Origin of the sequence: Yoonia sp. SDW83-1 (genome assembly GCF_046762885.1) — a bacterium.
In the GTDB taxonomy this organism is placed as follows: Bacteria; Pseudomonadota; Alphaproteobacteria; order Rhodobacterales; family Rhodobacteraceae; genus Yoonia.
On record NZ_JBKQXO010000001.1, the window covers coordinates 266,115 to 288,979 of the forward strand.

Here is a 22,865-nt window from a genome sequence, read left to right on the forward strand (position 1 = left end):
TTTCCTTCCTGTCGGCATCGCGTCGGATTTGCGTCGGCAAAACGTCGGACCCCAACGTACGGTGGGGGTCGTTAACCATTAACCTGTCCATGTCGGTCCGGCGGCATCATCGGTAGCCACGATATGGAACAGGCTGGCCTCACCGGTCATGGCGGACACGGCGGTGTGCATCAGGTTTTCGGGAATGGATACGGTATCGCCGGGGTTCAGTGTTGCCTCGCCGCCTTCCCAGATCAGCCGCCAATGCCCGCGCATCGGCATCAGGACCGACGGGCGGTCATGCTGGTGCATGTCCGTGGTGGATGAGGCGCGGGTCAGGAACCCGACCTCGAACCCCGGCTTGTCAGGCAGCATCCCGTTTTCACCGATCACGAGGGCCGGTTTACGATCCGCCATCGCTACCATATCCCAGTAGCGGGCCACGTGGCGTGGGATCACGTCAGCTGTGGTTGGCTCCGGGTAGCCCGCCAGTTCCTCCTCGGTCAGCAACGGCATCGGCTTGACGCCATCAGGCAGGCGTTGGTCCTTCTTACTGTCATAAAGCTTGCCGTTCTCGCCCAGCACCAGCCCGTGGTCTTTTGCATCTTCGATCACCTGCGGCGCCCAGATCACGCCACCACCGGCATCATCGCCCCCAAGGATCGCCATGATCATCCCGTAATCAGTGCCGATATTCTCGAACCCGCGGAAGATGCCGGTAGGGATGTTGATAATGTCCCCTTCCTCCAGCACGACCTCGCCCGCCTTCCCGTAACGCCCCCAGAAGAAGCGCCAGCGGCCTTTGAGCACGAAAAACACTTCGGCCGTGCGGTGACTGTGCAGCGAGTTGCGGCATTTGGGCGGTTGTCCGGCCGCGCCGATGTTGAAACCATGCGGAATAGCGATATGGACATGCTGATCGGGGCTTTCGGACACGCCGCCGCCGATAATGGTGAAGTTTTCCTTTTGATCAGAGCCCGGCGTATGCGCATCGATAAACGCGGTCTTGCAGGGTTGGAGGTCACCATAGCGGACAATGCGGGTTTCCATTTCGGCGGGCGTCATGATCCGGTTCCTTTTTTGGCGATTATGCGCAGTTCACAGATGGTTCCCGGCGTAACAAAACCCGCCACCTCGATTGCGGTCCAGGCAGGATAAGGGGCCTGAACAAACCGGTCGCGAATTTGCCGAAAATCGCTGATGTGGCTTTGGAGGCCAACATGGTAGCTGGTCATTTCCACCACATCGCCAAAGCTGAGACCCGCATGTGTCAGAACGTCATCTGCCCGCTGAAACGCCAGTTCGATTTGCTTTGCCGGATCCGGATCAACGGTGCCGTCCGGGCCAGCGCCGGTCATGCCGGTCAAAAACAGGAAATCCCCTGAAAAGATCGCTGGCGACATTTTCCAATCGGAGACATAGCCTTCCATGCCGGGCGGGACGATGCTGCGTGTCATGGCTTAACTGCTCTGCATCAAAATCTGTTTCCAGATCGCGATTTCATCATAAAGCGCCCATTCGCGTCGCAACCCGACACCATCCGGCCCGTAGGGTCCGAATTCGGCGTGGCATATGCCCATCACATGCACATGTGCGCCCGTCGGTTCGCCAAAACTGCCCCAGCCGTCATGTGCACCGTCCAGCGACCAGCGGATCGCGGCGCGCGGGGGCAGCATGTTACCCTCCATCCCGATCTGGTGATGGATCTTGAACTCCGCATTGGGAAAGGACGACCGCAGCCCGACCCAGAATTCCAGCACGCCATCCCAGCCCACGGCGCGTGTCGCCCCGGCATATGCGCCGATCACCGCCCGGTCATAGCTGTCGCGGATATGGGTGAAATCGTGGTTCATGATCCGGGTCAGCGTTTCTGCATAGCGCTGGCCCCATTCATTGTCATTGCCGGTGCCGTGATAGCCGCCATCCACGTCGATGGCCGGGGTGAACGGCTTTTTGGCCGTCTCTGGCCCGCCTTCACGCGCGATCAGGGAGGCTGCATAATCGCGCGGGTCCATCCCCAGTTGCCGTACGATCCCGCCATAGTCGCGCACCAGCCATTCGTCATAAATCGTGTCCTCTTTCGCCGCACAATCGGCGATGACATAGACCTGCCAGTGCTTGCCGGTGGCCGGTCCGAATTGCCCGTCGCGCGTATGGGTGGCTTTGGTCAGCAGCCGGTGGGAGGAGAGGTAGCCAATGTCTGCATCACCCGACCAGATCACGTCTTCGCCGAGCAGTTCCCGATCCGGAAATTCGTTAATCGTGGCCATGGTTGAGGCGATCACCGCCTGATTGCCGCGCTGGATGCCCATGGGCGACCGCACGGGGATATCAGGGGCGTAGTAATGGTTCAGCTTGCCGACGCCCCGATCTTCCCAAATCTCTTTGGTGATCCCGATGATGTAGTCAGGGAAATCTTTCCAGCGGCTGGAAAAACCTTTCATGATGGCAGTCCTTCGGGAATACGGGTTGAGCCGCGCTGGATCAGAGGGCTTTCAATTTCGATCCGGCGGGCGGGGACGCCCGGGTCATTGATACGGGTCAGAAGCGTGGTAATTGTCGCCTCGACCATCCGGTTTACCGGCTGGCGCATGGTGGTCAGGTTGTAGGCGGGCCAAGCCGCCAGCGGCACGTCATCATAGCCCACGACGGCGACATCATCTGGCACGCGCAGGCCCAGATGGCTGCGCAGCGTATCCATGACGGCAAAGGCCATGTGGTCATTGCCCACGAAAATCGCGTCAGGCGGGTCGGACTGCAGCATCAGTTTACGGGTGGCAGCAGCTGCGGTGTCACGGTCATATCTGCCGTCAATCACTTGCGGTTTCACCCCGGCCTCGGCCAGCGCTGCGTAAAACCCGTCATGCCGGTCCCGCCCGGTCGATGACCCCTGCCAGCCGCTGATATGGGCGATGTTGCGGTGCCCACAGGCCAGCAGGAATTCGGCCACCTTGCGCCCGCCATCCACATTTGCGGAGGTCACAGATGACACATGATCGCCATCCTGCCCCCGGTTGAACATCACCACCGGAATGCCAGCCGCCGCGCACCGATTGGTCAGGTCGTTGGTCATGCCGACCGACGCGGTGATGATCCCGTCGACCTGATAGTCGAGCAGTTCCTTCATTACCTCTTCTACGTCGTCCCGGCTGTTGTCCGCGGTGAAGACGAGGATGTGATAGCCCTGTTCCTGCAGCGCGTTTGATAGCCGCTCCATCGCCAATGGATAGAACTGGTTGTCGAGATAGGCCACGACCAGCCCGATGATCCGGCTTTTCCCGGTGATCATCGCCCGCGCCATCATGTTAGGGCGATAGCCGAGCTCATCGGCCGCCTTGCGCACTTTTTCGATGGTCTTGGCACTGGCGGAGGCGCCGGGCGTGAAAACCCGGCTGACCGCCGATTGGCTGACCCCGGCCAGTTCGGCCACCTGTAATGATGTTACCTTTTCCATTAATCCGCCGTCCATCCGCCATCAATCAGCATATGGGTGCCCGTCATGAGGGCGGACGCGTCTGACGCAAGATAGACGACAGGCCCCATGATATCGGCCACTTCACCGACCCGTCCCAGTTTGATCTTCTCGGTGATCCATTTGACCCGGTCGGGGTTGTTGAAGGTCGGTTCGGTGAGCGGGGTCCGGATGAAAGTCGGGCAGATCGTGTTGACCCTGATGCCGTGGTGGCCCCATTCGATCGCCATCGCCTTGGTGAATCCTTCGACAGCATGTTTGGTGGCGCAATAGACCGCCCGGTCGATGCCGCCCACATGGGCCATCTGGCTGGAGATGTTGATCAGGCTGCCGGGTTTGCTTGCGGCGATCAGCCCCTTGGCCACCGCCCGAGTCAGGAAATAGGCGCCTTTGATGTTGAGGTTTGCGACCGCGTCGAAATCCGCCTCGGTTGTTTCGATGGCGGGAGAATGGATCGCCAGTCCGGCTGAGTTGACGAGGATGTCAAACGGTCCCGCTTCGGCCACTGCCGCCTCGGTCCCGGCCACGTCCGAGACATCCAATTGCAGCGTTTCCACCTGCATCCCGGCGTCGGACATCTGCGCCGCGGCGTTTTGCAACTTGTCGGCATTGCGCGCGGCCAGTGTGACCTGCGCGCCTGCTTGCGCCAAAGCGACAGCGCAGCCCAGCCCGATGCCCGATGAGGCCCCGGCGACAAGCGCGCGTTTGCCGGTCAGGTTGAAGGATGGGGTTTGGGGTAAATTCATAAGGGGTCTGCCTTTTGCGGGGATCAAATTTCTAGAAATTTGATCCGGCCCATTTATTCGGCCGCCGTCCCATAGGCCACGTTCTTGCCTCCGTAACGACGTACCCTGATATTGCATTGTTCGGCGTGGCCCACAAACCCTTCGAGCATGCAAAGCCGTGAGCCGTATTCGCCCACCAGCGTTGCGGCCTCATCCGTCAGCACCTTCTGGTAGCTGTGGGTTTTGAGGAACTTGCCGACCCATAACCCGCCAGTATAGCGCCCTGCTTTCTTCGTGGGCAGCGTGTGGTTGGTGCCGATCACCTTATCCCCATTGGCCACATTCGTGCGCGGCCCAAGGAACAGCGCGCCATAGCAGGTCATTTTCTCGAGGAACCAGTCGTCGCGATCGGTCATCACCTGCACATGTTCAGAGGCTATATCATCAGCGACCTGCAGCATCTCGTTGTAGGTGTCGCACAGGATCACCTCACCATAATCATTCCAAGAGGTCCGGGCAGTTTCGGCTGTGGGAAGGATGTCGAGGATGCGGTCGATCTCGGCCAGGGTGTCGCGCGCGAGTTTTTCGGAGTTGGTGACCAGCACGGCAGGCGAGTTGTACCCATGTTCAGCCTGCCCCAAGAGGTCAGTGGCGCAGAGTTCGGCATCGACCGTGTCGTCAGCAATCACCATGGTTTCGGTCGGTCCGGCGAACAAATCAATGCCGACCCGCCCAAACAACTGCCGCTTGGCCTCTGCCACAAAGGCGTTGCCGGGGCCGACAATCATGTGGACAGGATCAACGGTTTCGGTGCCCAGCGCCATGGCCCCCACAGCCTGCATCCCGCCAAGCACGTATATCTCATGCGCGCCACCCAGATGCATGGCGGCGACAATCGCTGGATGCGGCTCCCCGTTTTGCGGCGGGGCGGAGGCGACGATGCGTGGCACACCGGCCACCTGTGCTGTCAGGACCGACATATGGGCCGATGCGACCATGGGAAACTTGCCGCCGGGCACATAGCAACCGACGGATTGGACGGGGATGTTTTTGTGGCCGAGGATCACACCGGGCAGGGTTTCCACCTCTATATCGGTCATGGACGCGCGCTGCGCTTGCGCGAAGTTGCGGATCTGGTCCTGCGCGAATTTGATATCTTCCATGTCACGGGTCGAGACCTTGGACATCGCGGCCTCGATTTCTGAAGGAGACAGGTGGAAACTGGGGGGAGAATATTTGTCGAATTTCTCGGACAGGTCGCGCACCGCTGCATCGCCACGGGTCTCGATTTCGGCCAACGTATCCTCGACGATCTTGCGGACCTTGGCGTCATCCTCGGCCCGTTCGGCCTCGGGCTTGCCGGATTTCAGATAGGTGATTGCCATAGCGAGATACCTTTCAAGCTGCCATGCGGGGGCCTGGCGCCACATCATGCTGGCCGGAAAACAGATCAACGCCCATCTGCAACAGAACATCCGGAATATCGACGAAAACCCAGTTTTCGACCAAAAGATCACCTTCGCGGCGCCACCAGTCACAGACCCGCATCAAGAGCGTATCAGTGCTGGGTGGCTGGCCCAGAAATACGTCCTTTCGGACAGCCATGAGTGAGGGCCAGCCCGCGCTCCAGACATAGTCACCGTCACCCTGTCGAGTCAGATGCCGGGTCACGCCGTTGCCAGCGGAGCCGCCGGACCAATGCGAAAAGGCCTGTTCAAACGGCACCTGAAATCCAACGAAATTTTCGAGGCCGACAAAGGAACCAAAGGCGGCAGGCCCGTACCAGACCATGTTATCGTGCCAATAGGGGCGCCATGCTTCGTCCGGTGTTGCCAGTTGCCGCAGCATATCCGTGACGAGCGTGGCGGAAACTTCGCTATGCGCCGGGTCGTTTTCATGCAGTTGCAGCCCGTCCTGTGTCGCCGGTCCCCGATGCGGGCCGGTATAGCCCCGGTCGCGCCCCGGGCTGTCGCTGATCGGCCATTGCCCGGCGGCGATCATCAATTCGGGTATGTCCAGATAAACCCAACTTTCAACGGCCTGTCCGTTTTCCATCCTGTGAAACTCACCGACGCGAAGATATGCCAGCGCGCGGGTCGCCTTGATGCCCAGCCAGTCGCTGGCGAAGTGGCCCACGTAATAGCCGGTCGCGGTGACCCAATCAGCCCCTTCGAACGCACCGCCGGTCAGGATGTAATCCCGCCGGAAAAGCCCTTGAAACGCGGTCTGAAGCGGTGACACGAACCGGGTGATGTAGTCATCTGCCCCGGACAGATCATTGAACGGATGGCTGTGATGGATCACCGCGCCCGGTGCGAAGAAGTCGCGCACGGCGTCATGCTGCCCGCCCGGATGAGCAAGGGCATCAAGATAGGTTTTCAGACGTTGTTTATTGGCCAGATGTGGCATCATGTTTCCTGGGGTGTGGCCGGTGTCGCGGTCCCGTTGTCGTAGTTTTCCCAGCCATGGGCACCGAACACGTCGACACCAAGCTGCTGCATCACGGATGCGAAATCGACCGAGACCGGGTTATCGGCAATCCGTCCATCCTCGATCCGCCAGAAATCCATATACGGGATTTTCACCCGCTTGCCGGTGGCGGTGATCCCCATAAAGGTGCCGGAATGTGTCGCCTCGATATGGCCAAAACAGGCCGCCCAATCGCCGTCGGCCAGGAATTTTTCGGTCTTGTAGTCCCGGTCCGTAAAGGCCGCGCGCAATGGAAACTGCCAGTTGCGCTGGAATTCCGCGATGCCGTGTTTGGTGCCGCAGCCTTGATTGCCCCGCCAAACGAAGCTTTCCGTGAAATAGGGGGTCATGTCCATTTCGCCGGCGGCCAGCCCGGCCTCCATCCGTTTGACGGCGGCCAGCGATGCGGCTGATTGTTCGTCATGGGTCATAGCCGTTCCCCCGACTGCGCATCAAACAGGTGGCAGATGTCGGCGGGGATATGAGCGCTGACGGGATCACCGATTTCGACCCTGTAGTCCTTGCCGGATTTGACAGAGATGATGGTGCCCCCGGCCCGCATCGTCACCATCGTCGCCTCGCCCAGAAGTTCCAGCGAATAGACGGTGGAGTTCACCTCGGCCTCGCCGGTGGCGACGCTGGCATCCTCGGCCCGGAAGCCAAGCGTGACAGGGCCGTTATGTGTGTTGGGCAGGCCCGAGATTGTCATGTTCTTGGCGGTGAATGTTCCACTCTCCAGCGTGCCATCGATCAGGTTCATGGCGGGCGATCCGATGAATCCCGCCACAAAGGTATTGGCCGGGTGGTCGTAGATATCGGTCGGTGTACCCACCTGCTGGACCACACCCTGGTTCATGACCACAACCCGGTCGGCCAGTGTCATCGCCTCGATCTGGTCATGGGTGACGTAGATCGTTGTGGTCTTCAATTCATGGCTGAGGTTCTTGATCTGTGCGCGGGTCGAGACCCGCAATTTCGCGTCAAGATTGGACAGCGGTTCATCCATCAGGAACACGTTGGGTTCGCGCACCACGGCGCGGGCGAGCGCCACCCGCTGGCGTTGTCCACCGGACAGTTCCGCTGGTTTGCGATGCAGGAAGTCGTCCAGTTCCACCATGGCTGAGGCGCGTTTGACCCGGGCGTCATGCTCCGATTGGGGAATGCCCCGCACCTTTAGTGGAAAGCGGATGTTTTCGTAGACGTTCATGTTGGGGTAAAGCGCATAGGACTGGAACACCATCGCCACATCGCGGTCCTTGGGGTCCAAATCGTTGATCCGCTTGCCATCGACCAGGATGTCGCCGCCCGATGCATCCTCCAGCCCTGCGATCATGCGCATGGTTGTGGTTTTGCCGCAGCCGGAGGGGCCCAGAAGCACAAGGAATTCCTGATCAGCGATGGTCAGATCGAATTCCTTGACCCCCACAAACGACCCCCAGCGTTTGGTCACATTGCGCAGCTGAATTTCGGCCATGCGGGCCCCCTTGCATACGTTTGCAAAAATACTTGCCCGATTCCGGCATTCGCGCAAGCCCCATTCTGAAACCCCGCAAAAGTTCTTGCGTCAGCGCCCGATTTGCCGGTTAATTGCAAACGTATGCAAAACGGATCACGATTCGCGCGTGGCCGAAAGTCGTATGGCGGGTATGATTGCAGCATGGCCTTCAACCGGAACGACTGCACAATTGGGAGAGTAACAGCATATGACGATCATGAAAAATCTGACTCTTGGCACGGCGTTCGCCGCGCTTGGTGCAACATCAGCGCTGGCGGGCGGACATGCCTGTGCCGAAGGCCGCGTGAGCATCGTCGGCAATGAATTCCCGGCGATCCAGTCAGTGGCAGCCGCCGCATTGGAATGTGCGGGCGATACCGCAGAGGCGAACCTGACCGCCGATCACCAGAAGATCAACGTGGCTGGCATGACGGGCAACCCGGCGGAATACACAACGGCTATCGTTGCCAATTCATCCATCGTTGCCCTGATCAATGAAGATGTCATTCGTTCGTTGGATGATCTGGTTGCCGAACATGGTGGCGACATCCCGCAGCAGCAACTGATCACAGTGGATGGCAAGGTCATGGCTGTGGCGTTCATGGCCAATGCCCAGCACCTTGTGTACCGCGAGGACGTGCTGGAACAGATCGGGGCCGATGTGCCCACGTCCTATGAGGACGTGCTTGCTGCCGCTCAGCAAATTCGCGAGGCCGGGATCATGGAACACCCTGTGGGTGGCGCTTATGCCGCTGGCTGGAACCTCGCCCAGGAATTTACCAACATGTATATCGGGACCGGGGGTGAGTTCTTCAAACCCGGCACCGCCGAGGTCAGCATCAACAACGAAAGGGGCGTTGAAGCGCTGGAAACGATGAAGGCCCTGTCGGAATATATGAACCCCGATTTCCTGACACATGACAGCAACGCGACATCCGCCGAATGGGAAGCGGGCAACGTGGCCCTGATGAACATGTGGGGCAGCCGGACCGGTGTTTTGATGGATGACGAAGGATCCGCACCCGAAGTTTATGAAAACACCAAGGTTGGCGGTCCGCTGACCGTCGGCGATAGCGGTGTGCCCGCAACAACGCTGTGGTGGGATGGCTGGACCGTGGCCAAGAATATCAGCGATGAAGACGCCGTCGCGACGTTCAAAGCGATGAAGGCCGGTTCGTCCCCTGACATCCTGAATGACGAGACGATGTCGCAGGCTGTCTGGCTGATGGAGGGGTTTCAGCCGCAGGAAGTGAACGAGGGTGTTCTTGCCTCGGTTGCTGCCGGATCGACCCCCTATCCGATGGTCCCGTTCCAAGGCCTTTTGCACACTGCATTGGGTGACAATATCGCTGACTATTTGCAGGGCAATGAAAGCGCCGAACAGACGCTGGCCGATATTGAGGCGGCTTATACCGCCGCGGCCAGGGAAAACGGCTTCTTGCAGTAAGATCATGATAAAGGGGGCTGCGGCCCCCTTTATCACCGACGACCAGACAGCCCGGGGCAAGCGACATGAAACACAGCACGTTCTTCTGGTTCGTTTTTCCGTCCGTGCTGTTGATGATCGCCTTCATCGCCCTGCCCATTGTGTCGGTCGTCACCCAATCGCTTTATTCCAAGCACGAACAGGTCATCATCGTTGTTGAAAACTGCGGCCCGTTCGGCTGCACGCAATCGACCACCGTGGATCAGGCGGCGACAGAGGCCCTGCGCGCCGAGGAGCCACTGGGGAAATGGGCTGGTCTGGATATCTACAAGGACCGCAATCACCTGGCGGTTAACGAGGTCGCAAGCGCTTGGGTGAATTCAGACGGGTTGCCCGATTTTGGCCGGACACTGATGAATCTGCCATTTTACAGCGCGATGGCCTTTACCCTGACCTACACCGCCATCGTGACCCCGCTAACCATAATACTGGGGTTCTTTATCGCCATCGCGGTCAATTCGGTCGCCCGGCGCTTGCGCGGGCCCACGATCTTCTTCTCGCTTCTGCCGATGATCGTGACCCCGCTGGTGGGGTCACTGATCCTGTTCTGGATGGTCGATGCGCGGGGTATTCTGGGCACTGGTCTGCAATGGCTGGCCAATGATCCGTCGCTATCGGTCAAGGCATCAACCCCGCTGATGTGGGCGATGCTGATGGTTTACGGCGTCTGGCATTCGGCCCCTTTCGCCTTCATCGTTTACTATGCGGGCCTGCAAACAGTGAATACCGACACGCTGGAGGCCGCGATGATCGACGGGGCCAGCCGGTGGGAAAGGATCCGTTATGTCGTGATCCCGCATCTGGTGCCACTGACGACCTTTATCGCCCTGATCCAGTTGATGGATAACTTCCGGGTGTTCGAACCCATCGTCAGTTTCGCGGCAGCGGCCCATGCGACATCGCTATCTTATGCCATCTTCAACGATCTGGGGGGCGAGACGCGGTTGTTGTCATCCGCCGCCGCCACGTCCGTGCTGACGATCATTTTCGTTGCTATCCTTCTGTCACCCGTCCTTGTGCGCACCTGGCGCGACTTTGGCACGCAAAAGTAAGGGATCGCCTGATGTCCGTCGCCACCCGTCGCCCGCTGAGCATCCGGTTTCTGGCCACAAGCTTTCTGGTGCTTTGGCTGATCATGGCCGCATTTCCGTTTCTTTGGACGCTGTGGGGGTCGTTCAAGGTTGAAGGTGATTTCTTTTCCAAGGCAGACTGGGCCAATTCGATCTTTGGCACGCTGACCCAAGTCGAAACCGGGGGTAGTTTTACCAGCGATGGGTATCACGGGGCCTGGGTGCAGGAAGAGTTTTGGCGCGCCGCCTTCAACACCGCAATTGTCTGCATCTGCGTCGTCACGATCTCGCTGACCTGCGGCACACTGGCAGGTTACGCCCTGTCCCGGTCCACCTATCGCTATGCGTTCTGGCTGCTGCTGTTCGCGCTGATTTTTCGGGCGATGCCCCCGATTACGCTGGTGTCGGGCTATCTGCTGCCGTTTTTTGAATGGAACCTCTGGGGGCATCTATCGACGACGATCATCGTGCTGGTGGCGATCAATCAGCCCTTTACCCTGTGGATGCTGCATTCGTTTTTCAAGAATATCCCCAAGGATCTGGATGAAAGCGCCATGGTTGATGGCTGCACCCGGTTTCAGGCATTTCGCCATGTCATCATCCCGGTGATGTGGCCGGGGGTGATCACCACTGGGCTATTTTCATTCCTGCTGGCTTATAATGACTTTGCTGTCACCTCGATGCTGCTGGCCAAGGAAAACCACACCATGGTGCCCAAGATCGCAAGCTTCCTTGGCACGACCCAGACCAAGGGGAATGTGATGTTCGCAGTGACTGCCGTTGTGTCGGTCACGGCACCCCTTTTTGTGATGATCCTGTTCTTCCAGCGCCAGATTGTGTCGGGCCTGACCGCAGGTGCGGTAAAGGGATGAGCTTTCAGACAGAAAAGGCGCTGGTCCGCGCCCATTATGATGCGCTGTCCAAGGCGACGCCGGATAACGTGGCCTCGGTTCTGGCAGAGCGCACCAGTCCCGACTGGCACTGGCGCGGGATGCATCCGTTTCACGAACAACACGGGGCGCAGGCCGTGGCTGATGCGTTCTGGTCGCCGTTTCTGGCGGCCATGTCGCGGGTCCAGCGACGGCAGGATATCTTTATCGCGGGCCGGAACGAGATTGACGGGTTCCAGTCTGCCTGGGTCATTTCCATGGGCCATCTGATGGGCCTGTTTGATGCCCCGTTTCTCGGGATCAGGCCAAACCGGCGCATCGCCATGCTGCGCTATGCCGAGTTCAACAAGGTTGTGGACGGCAAGATTGTTGAAACGGCGCTGTTCTGCGACCTGCTACATCTGATGCGGCAGGCGGGCCAATACCCCCTGCCCCCGCAGACGGGGATGCATCTGGTCCAGCCGGGACCGGCGACACATGATGGTTTGCTGTTCGACGACGCCGCACCGGCCGAAGGCGAACAGACACTCGCGCTGGTCAACCGCATGATCGGTGACATCAACGCGCATCAGCGCTTTGACAGCCCGCAACAGGAACTGGCCCAAAGCTGGCACGATGATTTCATCTGGTGGGGGCCAGAGGGGATCGGGGCGACCTACACCATTGACCGCTACATCGCACAACACCAGCGCCCGTTTCGCACCCAGATCAAGGACCGGATCTATAACGGCCATATCTGCCGGCTGGCCGAGGGCAATTTCGGCGGCTTTTTCGGCTGGGCCAACCTGACCGTGACGAATGCGGGCGGCTATATGGGCCTGCCCGCTGGAACCCCCGCCGATATGCGGGTGGTCGATATGTATCGGCGGGACGGTGACAAACTGGCCGAGAACTGGATTTTCATCGACATCCTGCATTTTTTGAACATGCAGGGGTTGGATGTGTTGGGGCGGTTAGAAACCTGACACGAGGGCGGGCGTTTTATTCAAATCTGTGCGCTGAAATGTTGATATCACCGCTGTCTGTCAGCGCGAAATCCTCACCGGTCTGCCCATCTGTCACGAACCATCCCTGCCCTGCCAACCGCATCGCCACCGGATGCACGAGCCGCGCCTGGGGTCCGCTGGCATTGATCCGCACGATCCGCCGACCGCGTATGGCATTTGCAAAGGCGGGGACGCGCGGATCATCCTCTGGTGCTGCCATTGTAACCACAAACTGACCCATGGCGCGCTGTACGGTTTCACGCACCTTGTAGGGAAAGCTCTCGACCAGTTTGGCCTGCGCGCGCTTCGCGGCCTGTTCCATCCCCAGCGCCACGAGGGCCGGGTTGCGCGTGTCAAGGATGACGCCCAGCGCCTCCGCTTCATCCTGATCCAACCCGGTTAGCCGGGTTCTGTAGTTGAAGCCTAACTCGATCCCACCCTGATTGCCCTGAAACACGATGATCGGCAGCCCGGCTTCGGTCATCGCATCAACGTCGCGCAGGATGGTACGCGGCGTGACCTCAAGCTCTGCCGCCAGTTGGGCCGAGGTCAGGCGCCCCCGGTTCTGGAGCAGCAGAAGGATCTGCAAAAGACGGGATGCGCGCAAATCAACCTCTCAAACATGACATAAGACGTCATATAAGGGTTGCTAAGCCAATCGGTGTCAAGACGAGGAGTATGCATGACACCCTATCACGTGACCCGCGATATCGCGGCCCCGCCTGGCGCCGTCTGGTCCATTCTGACCGATGCAGAGCGCCTGTCGGACGGGAATTTCAGTATCATCAGGATCGACGGACAAATTGCGAAGGGCGCGCGTTTCAGGCTGTGGTCCGAGGTCGATCCCAAACGCGCCTTTCCGATCAAGGTCGCAGTGATGGAGCCTGAACTCCGAATGGAATGGCATGGCGGCATGCCGCTGGGTCTGTTTCTGGGTAACCGGCAATTCATCCTGACGCCCATCGGGACCGGCACGCGGTTTGAAATGCGGGAAACCTATTCCGGCCCGTTGAAAGGTCTGATCACCAAGGCAATCCCCGACCTGCAACCCAGTTTCGAAAAGTTCGCGGATGCGTTGAAAGAAAGGGCAGAAGCATGAACCGTGTCACCTATGGGATGGGGGTCGCTGGCGATCCGTGGATCCTGAAAACGCCGCCGCAGACCTCTGATTTCGAAGTCTGGAAGGACGAGGCCGCCGATCCCCCGGCCCTGATCGTGCAGGTCGGCAAGACCCGGCTCTCTTACCAGCTACGCGCGATTGATGACGCCCACGCAATGCTGAAGGCCCACGGCGACTGGATGCCCTTGGGCAACGCGGATGAAGGCAAACCGACCAAGGAGGGCACGCTGGAACACTGGGCGCGCAGCGCGGATAATCCGGTCGGTGGCTATTACGGGCTGCGCAAAGGCTATCGCGGGCGGTTCGCCAACTATGTCGCGCCGGTGATGGAAATGCTGGGGCTGGTCGAACTGGAACATAACGCGCGCAACAATAGGGTCCGCGCGCTTTAAGCGTGATCCGAGGGTTCCCAGCCCAATAATTCCGGCGGCGGGTCATAGGCATGGTCCAGATGGGCCGCGCCCCACGCCGCCATGGCCTGAATGACCGGTAGCAGTGCCGCACCCTTGGTGGTCAGCTGATATCGAAAGCGGGGTGGATGGTCCTGATAAGGTACGCGCAGCACCAGACCGTGATCGGTCAGACGCTTCAGCCGGTCGCTGAGGATATTGCGTTTCATTGCTTCGGCACTGGTCAGAAAATCAGAAAAGCGCTGCGCCCCGAACATCATGTCGCGCAGGATCAACAGGGTCCATTTGTCACCGATCAAATCAAGGGTCGATGAAATCGGGCAGTCAGAACGATAGTCTTTGGTGTCCATAGGCCGGACCCTATCCAAGTCAGTTGCAAAATGGAACTCACTTGATAAAGTAAGTTGCAAATCAGGACTCACTTTAGGAGATCATCATGCGATCACTGCTTGCCGCCATCCTGTTCTGTTGTTCCGCCACAATGGCCGATACGGCCCCGCTTGATCAGGCGGTGCGCGCCGGCGACATCGCCGCAGCGCAGGCCGCCATTGCTGGTGGGGCGGATATCAACCACCCCATTGCGCCCCTGTTGATGCCACCGCTGACCATCGCGGCGATCCGCAACGATCTGGACATGGTACAAACGCTGCTGACCGCCGGGGCCGATGCAAACCAACCCGGTAATCGGGGGATGAATGCATTGTCTGCGGCGGTGCGTAGTTGCCGCTCGGGCGCTGCTGTCATTACCGCACTGGTCGATGCAGGCGCCGATTTGGAAGACCGGTCAGGCGCCGGCCTGACCCCGCTAATGGCGGCCATTCAGGAGGAACGCACCGATATCGCGCTCCTGCTGATTGTACGGGGCGCCAATATCAACACGCGCAACCAATACAGCGACGGGGTGCTGAACTATGCCATCTATACCGAGAACGCCCGCGTGGTTCAGGCGGCCATGGCGCGCGGCGTCGATACGGACCAACTGAACGTTCTTTTCACGACCGGTATCTACTACTATCCGGGGTTCGGACAGGCGCGGGCGCATGGAGGTGCAAACTGCGCAGGGTAGATGTCGCAAATGTTGGTCAAAACTCCCCGGCAGAAAAATCTTGGCTAAGGTTTTTCTAACCCACGTCCGTTTTGCCGCGCCTGTCGTGGCGCAGGTTGGCGTAGAGCACGTGGTTCCGCCAGCGCCCGTTGATCTGCAGATAACTTTGCGCGACGCCTTCGTATTTGTAGCCGCACTTTTCCAGCAACCGGCGCGAGGCCTCGTTTTCAGGAAGACATCCTGCCTCCATCCGGCTGATGTCCAACACGGTGAAGGCGTGATGCACAACCGCCTCAATCGCCTCGCGCATGTAGCCCTGCCTGGCGAAGGGTGCGCCAATCCAATACCCGGTCGTGCCCGCCTGCGCCGGACCACGCCGGATATTGTCCAGCGTGATGGCGCCCAGCAGCATGCCATCCGCCCGGCGGGTCAGAAACAGCGGCATCGCCGTGCCATTCGCAATTGATCGTTGCGCCCAATAGACCCGGTTGGTGAACGCCTTGCGCGTCAGGTGGTCATGCGCCCATGTCGGCTCCCAGGCGCGCAAGAATTCCTCGCTTTCGCGGCGCAGTGCTGTCCAGGCGCGGAAATCGCCATGCATCGGCGGGCGCAGGGTCAACCGTTCGGTTTCGATCCGAACCTTGCGCTTGGCCCCAAGCATCAGGCAGCCAGCCGGGCTTTCAATGCATCAAGGCTCGGGGCCGCATCAGCCGGTCCATAAAGCGCCATGGCCGTGCCTGCCTGCCCGGCCATCTGGCCGGCGAAGCCTTTGACATCGCCGGTTGTCACCTCATCAATGCGCGCAATGGTTTCGTCAAGGGATGGGATCCGGTCCCAGATCGACAGAAGGCGCGCCAAACGCTCGGCCCGATTAGACGGGCTTTCCAGCCCCATCAACAGCCCTGCTTTCATCTGCGCGCGCGCCCTCGCCACCTCGGCCGCAGTCATGTCGTCTGCCGCGCGTTTCATCTCGTCCATGGTGATATGGGCAAGTTCGGCGATCTGTTCGGCACTGGTACCGGCATAAATCGTGGTCAGGCCGGTATCTTCATAGGCCCCGGCCTGGGCGAAGATCGTATAGCAAAGCCCCCGGTTTTCACGGACCTCCTGAAACAGGCGCGAAGACATGCCGCCGCCCATGGCCGAGGCATAGATCTGGGCAGTATAGATCGCCGGATCGCGATAATTCGGTCCTTCAAGCGCCAGCGCGAAATGTACCTGTTCCAGGCCTTTGATCTCTCGCCGTTCGCCGCCGCCGAACGCGGCTGGTTGCAGCAGTTCCGGCGCGCGGGTCACAGCGGGCAAATGGCCAAACAGCGCCTCGGCCTGTGTGACAATGGCGTCATGATCCACAGCCCCTGCGGCAGACAGGATCATCTGGTTGGGGCCGTAATGTTCGCCGACAAAGCTCTGCAGATCGCCGCGACTGAAGGCGCTGACCCGCTCGGACGGGCCAAGGATCGTGCGGCCCAGTGCCTGATCGGGGTAAGCCACCTCTTGCAGCCAGTCGAAGATGATGTCGTCCGGGGTATCCAGCGCCTGCCCGATTTCCTGCAGGATTACACCGCGTTCGACCTCGATCTCGGCAGGATCAAAAACCGGGTTCAGCAGGATATCTGCGATCACATCAAGGCCAAGGGCTACGTCATCTTCTAGAACGCGGGCATAGTAGGCGGTCATCTCGCGGCTGGTATAGGCGTTGATATAGCCGCCTACATCCTCGATGCTTTCGGCGATCTGCAGGGCGCTGCGCGTTGCTGTGCCCTTGAACGCCATATGTTCGAGGAAATGGGCAATCCCGTTCTGTTCGATCCGTTCATGCCGCCCACCGGCCTGCACCCAAATGCCGATGCTTGATGATTTCAGCCCGGGCATATGTTCGGTAACAATCCGAAACCCGTTGGACAGCGTGTGCAGTTCAATCGTCAATTACGTGATCCGTTCCCTGATGACGGCCTGTATCGCCGCCAAATCCCCCGCAACGCGTGTGACGCGCTCGGGACGGTCATACAGGTCTGCCATGCGCGGGGGAAGGGGTGCCGCGACGCCGGAGGCTGCTTTCACGGCATCTGGAAACTTTGCCGGATGCGCTGTCGCGAGGGTCACCATAGGTGTTGTGCCCAGATGCGCCTCGGCCACATGAACACCGACGGCCGTATGCGGGCACAACAATTCGCCATGATCTGTGCGGTACGATTTGATCGCAGCATAGGTTTCTTCCTCGGACGCCCGCCCTGATCCGAACGTGTCTTTCAGCATTTGGTAGGCGCCCTGGCTGATCTGGAAACCGCCACCTTTAAGGTCCTCCATCTGGGCAGCGACGGTGGCCCCGTCCCGCCCGTAGGCATCAAAAAGCGCGCGTTCGAAGTTGGAACTGACCTGAATATCCATCGACGGGCTGATCGTTGGTGTCACACCTTCCTTGGTATAGGCCCCGGTTTCCAGCGTGCGGTGCAGGATATCGTTGCGGTTGGTGGCCACCACCAGATCGGCAATCGGCAGGCCCATCCGCTTGGCAATATAGCCCGCAAAGATGTCGCCGAAATTGCCGGTGGGCACTGTGAAGCTGATCTGACGATGCGGTGCGCCCAGCGATACGGCGGCAGTGAAGTAATAGACCACCTGCGCCAGCACGCGGCCCCAGTTGATCGAGTTTACACCGGCCAGCTTGACCTCTTCCCGGAAGGCGAAATCATTGAACATGTCTTTGACGATGGCCTGGCAGTCGTCGAAATCGCCATCGACAGCGAGCGCGTGAACGTTGGATTCGCTTGGCGTTGTCATCTGGCGACGCTGCACCTCTGACACCCGGCCATGCGGATAAAGGATGAAGACATCGACGGCTTCCAACCCGCGAAACGCCTCGATCGCGGCGGAGCCTGTGTCGCCCGAAGTTGCGCCCACGATCGTCACACGATCGCCGGACCGGCTGAGTGCAGCCTGAAACATCTGGCCGATCAGTTGCATGGCGAAATCCTTGAACGCCAGTGTCGGTCCATGGAAGAGCTCAAGCAGGAAATGATTGCTGTCCAGCTGCACCAGCGGGGCCCGCGCCGCATGGCCGAAACCGGCATAGGCCTGCGCGATCAGGGCCTTGAATTCCGGATCGGTGAAGGTGTCGCCGATAAAGGGGCGCATGACCTCGAACGCCACCTCTTCATAGGTTTTGCCTGCCATCGCCGCGATCTGGGCGGTGGTGAGGGTCGGCACGTTTTCAGGTACGTAAAGGCCACCGTCGCGGGCTAGGCCTGTCAACATCGCCTCTTCAAATGTCAGGGCAGGCGCGGTGCCGCGGGTCGAGATATAGCGCATGGCTCAGGCGTCCTTTGGCCGTGTTGTGCGAATGATCAGAAACAGGCTCATGACGGCCCAGACGAGGGCCAGCAGGAACCATGTGATCGCGTATTCCAGATGGTCATTCTTGATATTGGCCGTGTTGATCGGCAGCGGGGTCAGGCGTGGGTCGGCCGGCGCGGTTGTCGTGGCAACCACCATCAGCGGGGCGGTGTTGAGGGCCGTCGACATGGTGGTAACGTTGCGGGCAAACCAGATATTTTCGGCCAGATCAGGCTCTGGCGTGCTGCTGTTCTGATCGTCGGGCCAGAGCAGGACCCCGGTGATCTGCATCGGTTCGATCAGTGGTGAGGCATCTTTGGCTTCAAGCGGCAGCAGACCTTGATCGACAAGGATCGGGCCAAGCCCGGTTTGCATCTTGGATATGACCCGATAGCCGGTCCCGGCCTGGGTGCCTGAGACCAGCACATGCAGCTCATCGCCGGTCGGTATGCCCGAAAATCTGACTCGCGTGTATTCGTGATCGGCCTCGGTCACGTCCAACGTCAGAACAGCCGGAGTTGCGGCCAACCGGGCGTTGATGCCCTCCAAGATATCCTCTTTCCAGGCCAGACGCTGGACCTGCCACAGCCCAAGGCTGATCAGGATCGCACAACCGGCGATACCAAAAATAAGAGGAAAGAGGATATTGCGCAGCATCGGCGACCTTTGATGCAAAAACGCGCGAGTTATCCCGCGCGTCGATCTTGTCAATGAGATGGGTTGAAACCCATCTTACGGTGTGGCGTCTGTTGTCAGCCACCCCAGACGTATACGGCGGCGAACAGAAACAGCCAGACCACGTCAACAAAGTGCCAGTACCATGCAGCGGCCTCAAAACCCACATGTTTTTCCGGCGTGAAGTCGCCCTTTTGCAACCGCAAGAGACACACGGCCAGGAAGATCGTGCCGATGATCACATGAGCCCCGTGGAACCCGGTCGCCATAAAGAAGTTGGCCCCATAGATGTTGCCTGCAAACCCAAAGGCGGCGTGGCTATATTCATAGGCCTGAAAGACCGTGAAGATCGCACCGAGCGCGATCGCCAGGATCAGGCCCCATTTCATGTCCTGACGGTTATTTTCATGGACTAGCGCGTGGTGGGCCCATGTGGCTGCCGCACCAGAACACAGCAGGATCAGCGTGTTGATCAGTGGTAAATGCCAAGGATCGAAGGTTTCGATGCCGACCGGGGGCCAGACCCCATCTACCGCCGGGCTTTGGGGGCCCATCGGATACATGGCGTGTTTGAAGAAAGACCAGAACCAAGCGGCAAAGAACATCACCTCGGACATGATGAACATGATGAAGCCGTAGCGCAGGCCGATCCGGACCACCGGGGTGTGATCGCCGACCCGGCTTTCAGCCACAACATCGGCCCACCATGCATACATGACATAGAGCACAGCGGCGAGGCCCATGAGGAAGATGTAAGGCCCGGATCCGTGCATCCAGAGGGTCGCGCCCAACAGCATGATAAATGCGCCGACACCGCCGATCAGCGGCCAGATCGACGGTGGCAGAATGTGATAGTCGTGGTTCTTTGCATGCGCCATGTGGTGCGTCCCTATCGGCTGGTCGTTAGTTCGTTTCTATGGCGTCTTGCGGCGCCGTTGTCAAAGCTGCGGGGGCCAGAGAGGCCTGGATTTCATCATCTGGCACGTCGATCTGGTAGAATGTGTAGCTGAGCGTGATGGTGTGGACATATTGCCCTTCGCGGTCATCCACGATGGCCGGATCCACGAAAAAGCTGACCGGCATCATCACCGTCTCACCCGGCATCAGAACCTGTTCAACGAAACAGAAGCATTCGATCTTGTCGAAAAATGCGCCCGCCTCGTAAGGTGTCACGTTATAGGCGGCCTGCCCCGCGACCGGCACGTCCAACGGATTATGTGCCTCGTAAAAGGCAAGACCAGTCTCCCCGATCCGAATTTCCATTTCCCGGACTTCCGGTTTGAAGGTCCAGGGCATATCCCGTTCCAGTGACGCATCAAAGCGGACCTTGATCGTCTGATCGAGGATCACGTCACTGCCGGTTTCGGCCACATTGGTGGCCCCGCCAAAACCCGTCACCCGGCAGAACCAGTCGTAAAACGGGACAGAGGCCCATGCGAGCGAGCCCATGATCACCACCACGCTTGCGGCCTGCGCCGCTGTGCGTTTGGGGCCAACGAGGTTAGGGAACAGTTTCATTCACTCTCCTCCTGCGGGACGATCTGTGGACGGGCCACATGGTCGAATTTTTCGAACTGGGCGGCATCGCCAAGCTGCAGCACCTTGACGACGGTAAGTCCAAAGACGATCGCGATAAAGCCAATCAGCAGAGCGAAAACGCCGAAATTGCGGCCGCGCCGCCGTTCGTGCAGCTCGTGTTCGACCTTGATCGCCATCACCAGCCACCCAGACCATACTGGCGCAGCGCCGCTTCGATCAGGAGCGCACCGAAATGGGCAAACAGGTAGTAGAGCGACACTTTGAACACACCGATTTCGACGGCATGCTTGTCCGCTTCGCAGGCGGCGTCATCACGTTTGTAGATGTCGTAGGCCCCTTTGAGGAACCAGACGTTCATCACGATCGCCACCGCCATGTAGAATGGTCCGCCGATGCTGGTCAGTCCCAGCCCCAAGGCCACAGGCACGAGCAATAGTGTGTAGATGATCACATGCTTTCGCGTTGCATCCCGCCCGTGCGTTTCGGTCAGCATGGGAACGCCTGCATTGCCGTAGTCAGACTTTACAAACAGCGCCAGCGCCCAGAAATGAGGCGGCGTCCACATGAAGATCAGGGCGAACATCAGCAGGCTTTCGATGCTCACACTGCCTGTGGCGACCGCCCAGCCGATCATGGGGGGGAAAGCACCAGCGGCTCCACCAATCACGATGTTTTGCGGTGTGGCCCGCTTGAGCCACATCGAATAAACCACCGCGTAGAAAAAGATGGTAAAGGCCAGCAGGAACGCGGCGAGGAAGTTTGTCGCCAAAGCCAGCAAGATGGTGGCAAACCCAGACAGGGCGAGCCCGATGCCCAGCGCCTCACCCGGCGCGACGCGCCCCGATGGGATCGGCCGCCCGGCTGTGCGCCGCATGCGGGCGTCGATATCGGCGTCCCACCACATGTTGAGCGCACCGGACGCCCCCGCGCCCACCGCGATGCACAGGATACCCACAAAGCCGATGAACGGATGCACCGGCACGGGTGCCACCAACAGCCCCACAAGGGCTGTGAAGACCACCAGCGACATCACACGCGGCTTTAGCAGGGCGAAGTAGTCGCCCATGCTGGCCTCATAGCTTGTGTCCTGAATGCTGATATCGCTCATGCGGAACCTTGCGGATAGGATGGGTTGGAACCCATCTTACGGCGTTGATCTGTCGTAAGATGGGTCTTGGCCCATCGCCTTGTTAAGAGGTGCCTTTGGCCTCGGCCAGCCACTGGTCATAAGTCTCCTGGCTCACCACTTTGACCGTGATCGGCATGTAGGCATGATCCTTGCCGCACAGCTCTGAACACTGGCCGAAATAGATGCCTTCACGCTCTGCCGCGAACCATAGCTGCGCCAGACGACCGGGCACCGCGTCCTGCTTCACCCCAAAGGCCGGGATCGTCCATGAATGAATCACATCCGCGCCTGTGACTTGCATCACCACTTTGGCACCAATCGGCACAACAACGGCGGTGTCAGTTGCCAGCAGGTATTCATCCTGGCTGTAGCCAAATTCTTCCAGTTCGTCGCGGGTCAGCATGAAGCTGTCAAAGCTCACGCCTTCGTCCACATATTCGTAACCCCAATACCACTGGTAGCCGGTCACCTTGATATTGATGTCGCCTTCAGGAATTTCCTGCTGTTTGAACAGCACAGGCAGCGAAAACGCACCGATAAAGACCAGAATGACGATTGGTACGACCGTCCATGCCACCTCAAGCGGCGAATTATGGGTGAAACGGGCCGGCGTCGGGTTCTTCGTCTCATTGTAACGCACGATCACCCAGACCAACAGACCCGTCACGAAGAGCGTGATCGCCGTGATGATCACAAGCAGCATGTTGTCCAGCCACACAACGTCGCGCGCCAGTTCGGTTGCCGACGGCTGGAAACCTGTCGCCCCGTTGACGGGTGCCCCTACAATTTCCAGCTCCTGATTCACTTCTTGTGCAAAGACGGATGACCCCGCCATGATCAGGCCCGCTGTCGCCCAGAGTGAGGTGGCAAAGGATTTCAGTTGCATGTTTTACCCTAACATCAGTGCGCCTCTGGCGCGTCTCCCTGGTCATCCTGTCCGGCTGCGGACGGAATCCCGTTGTATCTGCGTGCCCATGTCCCATATCTTGATGAACAACTCAAGAACCGCTGTTGCGGCAAACAGACGCTTTCGCCGATA

Annotated in this window: 27 protein-coding genes; 7 read left to right on the forward strand and 20 right to left on the reverse strand. The window is 59.4% G+C overall.

Going from position 1 to position 22,865, the window contains the following annotated elements; genetic code table 11:
- Positions 1-78: 78 nt before the first annotated feature.
- Genes ACFWW4_RS01295 through ACFWW4_RS01335 form a run of 9 tightly spaced genes read right to left on the reverse strand, consistent with a single transcriptional unit; the run spans position 79 to position 8,119 of the window.
- Complete coding sequence (locus ACFWW4_RS01295) at positions 79-1,044, reverse strand: cupin domain-containing protein (protein ID WP_411889204.1); 966 nt, start codon at positions 1,042-1,044, stop codon at positions 79-81.
- Positions 1,041-1,436 carry a RidA family protein gene (locus ACFWW4_RS01300; RefSeq protein ID WP_411889205.1) on the reverse strand — a complete coding sequence of 132 codons (396 nt, stop codon included), beginning with the start codon at positions 1,434-1,436 and terminating at the stop codon, positions 1,041-1,043. The genes ACFWW4_RS01295 and ACFWW4_RS01300 overlap by 4 nt, the downstream gene beginning before the upstream one ends.
- Positions 1,437-1,439: 3 nt before the next feature.
- Positions 1,440-2,423: an ester cyclase gene (locus ACFWW4_RS01305; protein ID WP_411889206.1), complete on the reverse strand. Its 984-nt coding sequence runs from the start codon at positions 2,421-2,423 to the stop codon at positions 1,440-1,442.
- Complete coding sequence (locus ACFWW4_RS01310; protein WP_411889207.1) at positions 2,420-3,433, reverse strand: LacI family DNA-binding transcriptional regulator; 1,014 nt, start codon at positions 3,431-3,433, stop codon at positions 2,420-2,422. Before ACFWW4_RS01310 ends, ACFWW4_RS01305 begins: the two co-directional genes overlap by 4 nt.
- Entirely contained in the window at positions 3,433-4,197 is a 765-nt protein-coding gene (locus ACFWW4_RS01315) for an SDR family NAD(P)-dependent oxidoreductase (RefSeq protein ID WP_411889208.1), read from the reverse strand. The genes ACFWW4_RS01310 and ACFWW4_RS01315 overlap by 1 nt, the downstream gene beginning before the upstream one ends.
- Positions 4,198-4,250: 53 nt before the next feature.
- Positions 4,251-5,561 (reverse strand): histidinol dehydrogenase, encoded by a 1,311-nt coding sequence (hisD, locus tag ACFWW4_RS01320; RefSeq protein WP_411889209.1) that lies wholly within the window; start codon positions 5,559-5,561, stop codon positions 4,251-4,253.
- A gap of 13 nt (positions 5,562-5,574) precedes the next feature.
- On the reverse strand, positions 5,575-6,585 hold the full coding sequence (locus tag ACFWW4_RS01325; RefSeq protein WP_411889210.1) for a hypothetical protein: 1,011 nt from the start codon (positions 6,583-6,585) through the stop codon (positions 5,575-5,577).
- Entirely contained in the window at positions 6,585-7,076 is a 492-nt protein-coding gene (locus tag ACFWW4_RS01330) for an ester cyclase (RefSeq protein WP_411889211.1), read from the reverse strand. The genes ACFWW4_RS01325 and ACFWW4_RS01330 overlap by 1 nt, the downstream gene beginning before the upstream one ends.
- Complete coding sequence (locus tag ACFWW4_RS01335; RefSeq protein ID WP_411889212.1) at positions 7,073-8,119, reverse strand: ABC transporter ATP-binding protein; 1,047 nt, start codon at positions 8,117-8,119, stop codon at positions 7,073-7,075. Before ACFWW4_RS01335 ends, ACFWW4_RS01330 begins: the two co-directional genes overlap by 4 nt.
- A 229-nt stretch (positions 8,120-8,348) precedes the next feature.
- Between ACFWW4_RS01335 and ACFWW4_RS01340 the strand changes: the two genes are divergently transcribed.
- The 4 genes from ACFWW4_RS01340 to ACFWW4_RS01355 all read left to right on the forward strand — a co-directional run bounded on the left by ACFWW4_RS01340 (position 8,349) and on the right by ACFWW4_RS01355 (position 12,551).
- The gene (locus ACFWW4_RS01340) at positions 8,349-9,587 is read left to right on the forward strand and encodes an ABC transporter substrate-binding protein (protein ID WP_411889213.1); all 1,239 of its coding nucleotides are present in this window, start codon (positions 8,349-8,351) and stop codon (positions 9,585-9,587) included.
- A 65-nt stretch (positions 9,588-9,652) separates the two neighbouring features.
- Complete coding sequence (locus ACFWW4_RS01345) at positions 9,653-10,678, forward strand: carbohydrate ABC transporter permease (RefSeq protein ID WP_411889214.1); 1,026 nt, start codon at positions 9,653-9,655, stop codon at positions 10,676-10,678.
- A gap of 11 nt (positions 10,679-10,689) precedes the next feature.
- Entirely contained in the window at positions 10,690-11,568 is an 879-nt protein-coding gene (locus tag ACFWW4_RS01350; protein WP_411889215.1) for a carbohydrate ABC transporter permease, read from the forward strand.
- Positions 11,565-12,551: a nuclear transport factor 2 family protein gene (locus tag ACFWW4_RS01355; RefSeq protein ID WP_411889216.1), complete on the forward strand. Its 987-nt coding sequence runs from the start codon at positions 11,565-11,567 to the stop codon at positions 12,549-12,551. Before ACFWW4_RS01350 ends, ACFWW4_RS01355 begins: the two co-directional genes overlap by 4 nt.
- Positions 12,552-12,567: 16 nt before the next feature.
- Here ACFWW4_RS01355 and ACFWW4_RS01360 read toward each other — a convergent pair whose 3' ends face one another.
- Positions 12,568-13,179, reverse strand: coding sequence for a helix-turn-helix transcriptional regulator (locus ACFWW4_RS01360; protein WP_411889217.1), 612 nt, complete (start codon positions 13,177-13,179; stop codon positions 12,568-12,570).
- A gap of 75 nt (positions 13,180-13,254) precedes the next feature.
- Here ACFWW4_RS01360 and ACFWW4_RS01365 point away from each other — a divergent pair, with 75 nt between their 5' ends.
- Both ACFWW4_RS01365 and ACFWW4_RS01370 read left to right on the forward strand, forming a co-directional pair.
- A complete protein-coding gene (locus ACFWW4_RS01365) occupies positions 13,255-13,671 on the forward strand; it encodes an SRPBCC family protein (protein ID WP_411889218.1) in 417 nt (138 codons plus the stop codon).
- A complete protein-coding gene (locus tag ACFWW4_RS01370; protein ID WP_411889219.1) occupies positions 13,668-14,084 on the forward strand; it encodes a DUF6855 family protein in 417 nt (138 codons plus the stop codon). The genes ACFWW4_RS01365 and ACFWW4_RS01370 overlap by 4 nt, the downstream gene beginning before the upstream one ends.
- Here the strand turns inward: ACFWW4_RS01370 and ACFWW4_RS01375 are convergent.
- Positions 14,081-14,452, reverse strand: coding sequence for a winged helix-turn-helix transcriptional regulator (locus tag ACFWW4_RS01375; protein ID WP_393932004.1), 372 nt, complete (start codon positions 14,450-14,452; stop codon positions 14,081-14,083). The two genes, ACFWW4_RS01370 and ACFWW4_RS01375, sit on opposite strands and share 4 nt — an antisense overlap.
- Positions 14,453-14,538: 86 nt before the next feature.
- On the opposite strand from ACFWW4_RS01375, the gene ACFWW4_RS01380 reads away from it, so the two are divergent.
- Positions 14,539-15,168 (forward strand): ankyrin repeat domain-containing protein, encoded by a 630-nt coding sequence (locus ACFWW4_RS01380; RefSeq protein WP_411889220.1) that lies wholly within the window; start codon positions 14,539-14,541, stop codon positions 15,166-15,168.
- A 55-nt stretch (positions 15,169-15,223) separates the two neighbouring features.
- Here the strand turns inward: ACFWW4_RS01380 and ACFWW4_RS01385 are convergent, their stop codons facing one another.
- The 9 genes from ACFWW4_RS01385 to coxB all read right to left on the reverse strand — a co-directional run bounded on the left by ACFWW4_RS01385 (position 15,224) and on the right by coxB (position 22,712).
- Positions 15,224-15,808, reverse strand: coding sequence for a GNAT family N-acetyltransferase (locus ACFWW4_RS01385; protein ID WP_393932000.1), 585 nt, complete (start codon positions 15,806-15,808; stop codon positions 15,224-15,226).
- The gene (locus ACFWW4_RS01390; RefSeq protein WP_393931998.1) at positions 15,808-17,076 is read right to left on the reverse strand and encodes a M16 family metallopeptidase; all 1,269 of its coding nucleotides are present in this window, start codon (positions 17,074-17,076) and stop codon (positions 15,808-15,810) included. The genes ACFWW4_RS01385 and ACFWW4_RS01390 overlap by 1 nt, the downstream gene beginning before the upstream one ends.
- Positions 17,077-18,459: a threonine synthase gene (gene thrC, locus ACFWW4_RS01395; RefSeq protein ID WP_411889221.1), complete on the reverse strand. Its 1,383-nt coding sequence runs from the start codon at positions 18,457-18,459 to the stop codon at positions 17,077-17,079. It lies immediately after the preceding gene.
- Positions 18,460-18,462: 3 nt separating this feature from the next.
- Positions 18,463-19,140, reverse strand: coding sequence for an SURF1 family protein (locus ACFWW4_RS01400; RefSeq protein ID WP_411889222.1), 678 nt, complete (start codon positions 19,138-19,140; stop codon positions 18,463-18,465).
- 95 nt (positions 19,141-19,235) lie between these two features.
- Entirely contained in the window at positions 19,236-20,036 is an 801-nt protein-coding gene (locus ACFWW4_RS01405; protein ID WP_411889223.1) for a cytochrome c oxidase subunit 3, read from the reverse strand.
- A gap of 25 nt (positions 20,037-20,061) precedes the next feature.
- The gene (locus tag ACFWW4_RS01410; protein ID WP_393931990.1) at positions 20,062-20,676 is read right to left on the reverse strand and encodes a cytochrome c oxidase assembly protein; all 615 of its coding nucleotides are present in this window, start codon (positions 20,674-20,676) and stop codon (positions 20,062-20,064) included.
- Complete coding sequence (locus ACFWW4_RS01415; protein ID WP_411889224.1) at positions 20,673-20,873, reverse strand: hypothetical protein; 201 nt, start codon at positions 20,871-20,873, stop codon at positions 20,673-20,675. The genes ACFWW4_RS01410 and ACFWW4_RS01415 overlap by 4 nt, the downstream gene beginning before the upstream one ends.
- Positions 20,873-21,805, reverse strand: coding sequence for a heme o synthase (cyoE, locus tag ACFWW4_RS01420; RefSeq protein WP_411889225.1), 933 nt, complete (start codon positions 21,803-21,805; stop codon positions 20,873-20,875). The genes ACFWW4_RS01415 and cyoE overlap by 1 nt, the downstream gene beginning before the upstream one ends.
- Before the next feature lie 82 nt (positions 21,806-21,887).
- Complete coding sequence (gene coxB / locus ACFWW4_RS01425) at positions 21,888-22,712, reverse strand: cytochrome c oxidase subunit II (RefSeq protein WP_393931984.1); 825 nt, start codon at positions 22,710-22,712, stop codon at positions 21,888-21,890.
- Positions 22,713-22,865 lie beyond the last annotated feature (153 nt).

What these genes read in the sequence shown, in the direction of transcription:
- ACFWW4_RS01295 (WP_411889204.1), bottom strand. Translation starts at nt 1,044, where the DNA reads ATGACGCCCGCCGAAATGGAAACCCGCATTGTCCGCTATGGTGACCTC.
- ACFWW4_RS01300 (WP_411889205.1), bottom strand. Translation starts at nt 1,436, where the DNA reads ATGACACGCAGCATCGTCCCGCCCGGCATGGAAGGCTATGTCTCCGAT.
- ACFWW4_RS01305 (WP_411889206.1), bottom strand. Translation starts at nt 2,423, where the DNA reads ATGAAAGGTTTTTCCAGCCGCTGGAAAGATTTCCCTGACTACATCATC.
- ACFWW4_RS01310 (WP_411889207.1), bottom strand. Translation starts at nt 3,433, where the DNA reads ATGGAAAAGGTAACATCATTACAGGTGGCCGAACTGGCCGGGGTCAGC.
- ACFWW4_RS01315 (WP_411889208.1), bottom strand. Translation starts at nt 4,197, where the DNA reads ATGAATTTACCCCAAACCCCATCCTTCAACCTGACCGGCAAACGCGCG.
- hisD (WP_411889209.1), bottom strand. Translation starts at nt 5,561, where the DNA reads ATGGCAATCACCTATCTGAAATCCGGCAAGCCCGAGGCCGAACGGGCC.
- ACFWW4_RS01325 (WP_411889210.1), bottom strand. Translation starts at nt 6,585, where the DNA reads ATGCCACATCTGGCCAATAAACAACGTCTGAAAACCTATCTTGATGCC.
- ACFWW4_RS01330 (WP_411889211.1), bottom strand. Translation starts at nt 7,076, where the DNA reads ATGACCCATGACGAACAATCAGCCGCATCGCTGGCCGCCGTCAAACGG.
- ACFWW4_RS01335 (WP_411889212.1), bottom strand. Translation starts at nt 8,119, where the DNA reads ATGGCCGAAATTCAGCTGCGCAATGTGACCAAACGCTGGGGGTCGTTT.
- ACFWW4_RS01340 (WP_411889213.1), top strand. Translation starts at nt 8,349, where the DNA reads ATGACGATCATGAAAAATCTGACTCTTGGCACGGCGTTCGCCGCGCTT.
- ACFWW4_RS01345 (WP_411889214.1), top strand. Translation starts at nt 9,653, where the DNA reads ATGAAACACAGCACGTTCTTCTGGTTCGTTTTTCCGTCCGTGCTGTTG.
- ACFWW4_RS01350 (WP_411889215.1), top strand. Translation starts at nt 10,690, where the DNA reads ATGTCCGTCGCCACCCGTCGCCCGCTGAGCATCCGGTTTCTGGCCACA.
- ACFWW4_RS01355 (WP_411889216.1), top strand. Translation starts at nt 11,565, where the DNA reads ATGAGCTTTCAGACAGAAAAGGCGCTGGTCCGCGCCCATTATGATGCG.
- ACFWW4_RS01365 (WP_411889218.1), top strand. Translation starts at nt 13,255, where the DNA reads ATGACACCCTATCACGTGACCCGCGATATCGCGGCCCCGCCTGGCGCC.
- ACFWW4_RS01370 (WP_411889219.1), top strand. Translation starts at nt 13,668, where the DNA reads ATGAACCGTGTCACCTATGGGATGGGGGTCGCTGGCGATCCGTGGATC.
- ACFWW4_RS01375 (WP_393932004.1), bottom strand. Translation starts at nt 14,452, where the DNA reads ATGGACACCAAAGACTATCGTTCTGACTGCCCGATTTCATCGACCCTT.
- ACFWW4_RS01380 (WP_411889220.1), top strand. Translation starts at nt 14,539, where the DNA reads ATGCGATCACTGCTTGCCGCCATCCTGTTCTGTTGTTCCGCCACAATG.
- ACFWW4_RS01385 (WP_393932000.1), bottom strand. Translation starts at nt 15,808, where the DNA reads ATGCTTGGGGCCAAGCGCAAGGTTCGGATCGAAACCGAACGGTTGACC.
- thrC (WP_411889221.1), bottom strand. Translation starts at nt 18,459, where the DNA reads ATGCGCTATATCTCGACCCGCGGCACCGCGCCTGCCCTGACATTTGAA.
- ACFWW4_RS01400 (WP_411889222.1), bottom strand. Translation starts at nt 19,140, where the DNA reads ATGCTGCGCAATATCCTCTTTCCTCTTATTTTTGGTATCGCCGGTTGT.
- ACFWW4_RS01405 (WP_411889223.1), bottom strand. Translation starts at nt 20,036, where the DNA reads ATGGCGCATGCAAAGAACCACGACTATCACATTCTGCCACCGTCGATC.
- ACFWW4_RS01410 (WP_393931990.1), bottom strand. Translation starts at nt 20,676, where the DNA reads ATGAAACTGTTCCCTAACCTCGTTGGCCCCAAACGCACAGCGGCGCAG.
- ACFWW4_RS01415 (WP_411889224.1), bottom strand. Translation starts at nt 20,873, where the DNA reads ATGGCGATCAAGGTCGAACACGAGCTGCACGAACGGCGGCGCGGCCGC.
- cyoE (WP_411889225.1), bottom strand. Translation starts at nt 21,805, where the DNA reads ATGAGCGATATCAGCATTCAGGACACAAGCTATGAGGCCAGCATGGGC.
- coxB (WP_393931984.1), bottom strand. Translation starts at nt 22,712, where the DNA reads ATGCAACTGAAATCCTTTGCCACCTCACTCTGGGCGACAGCGGGCCTG.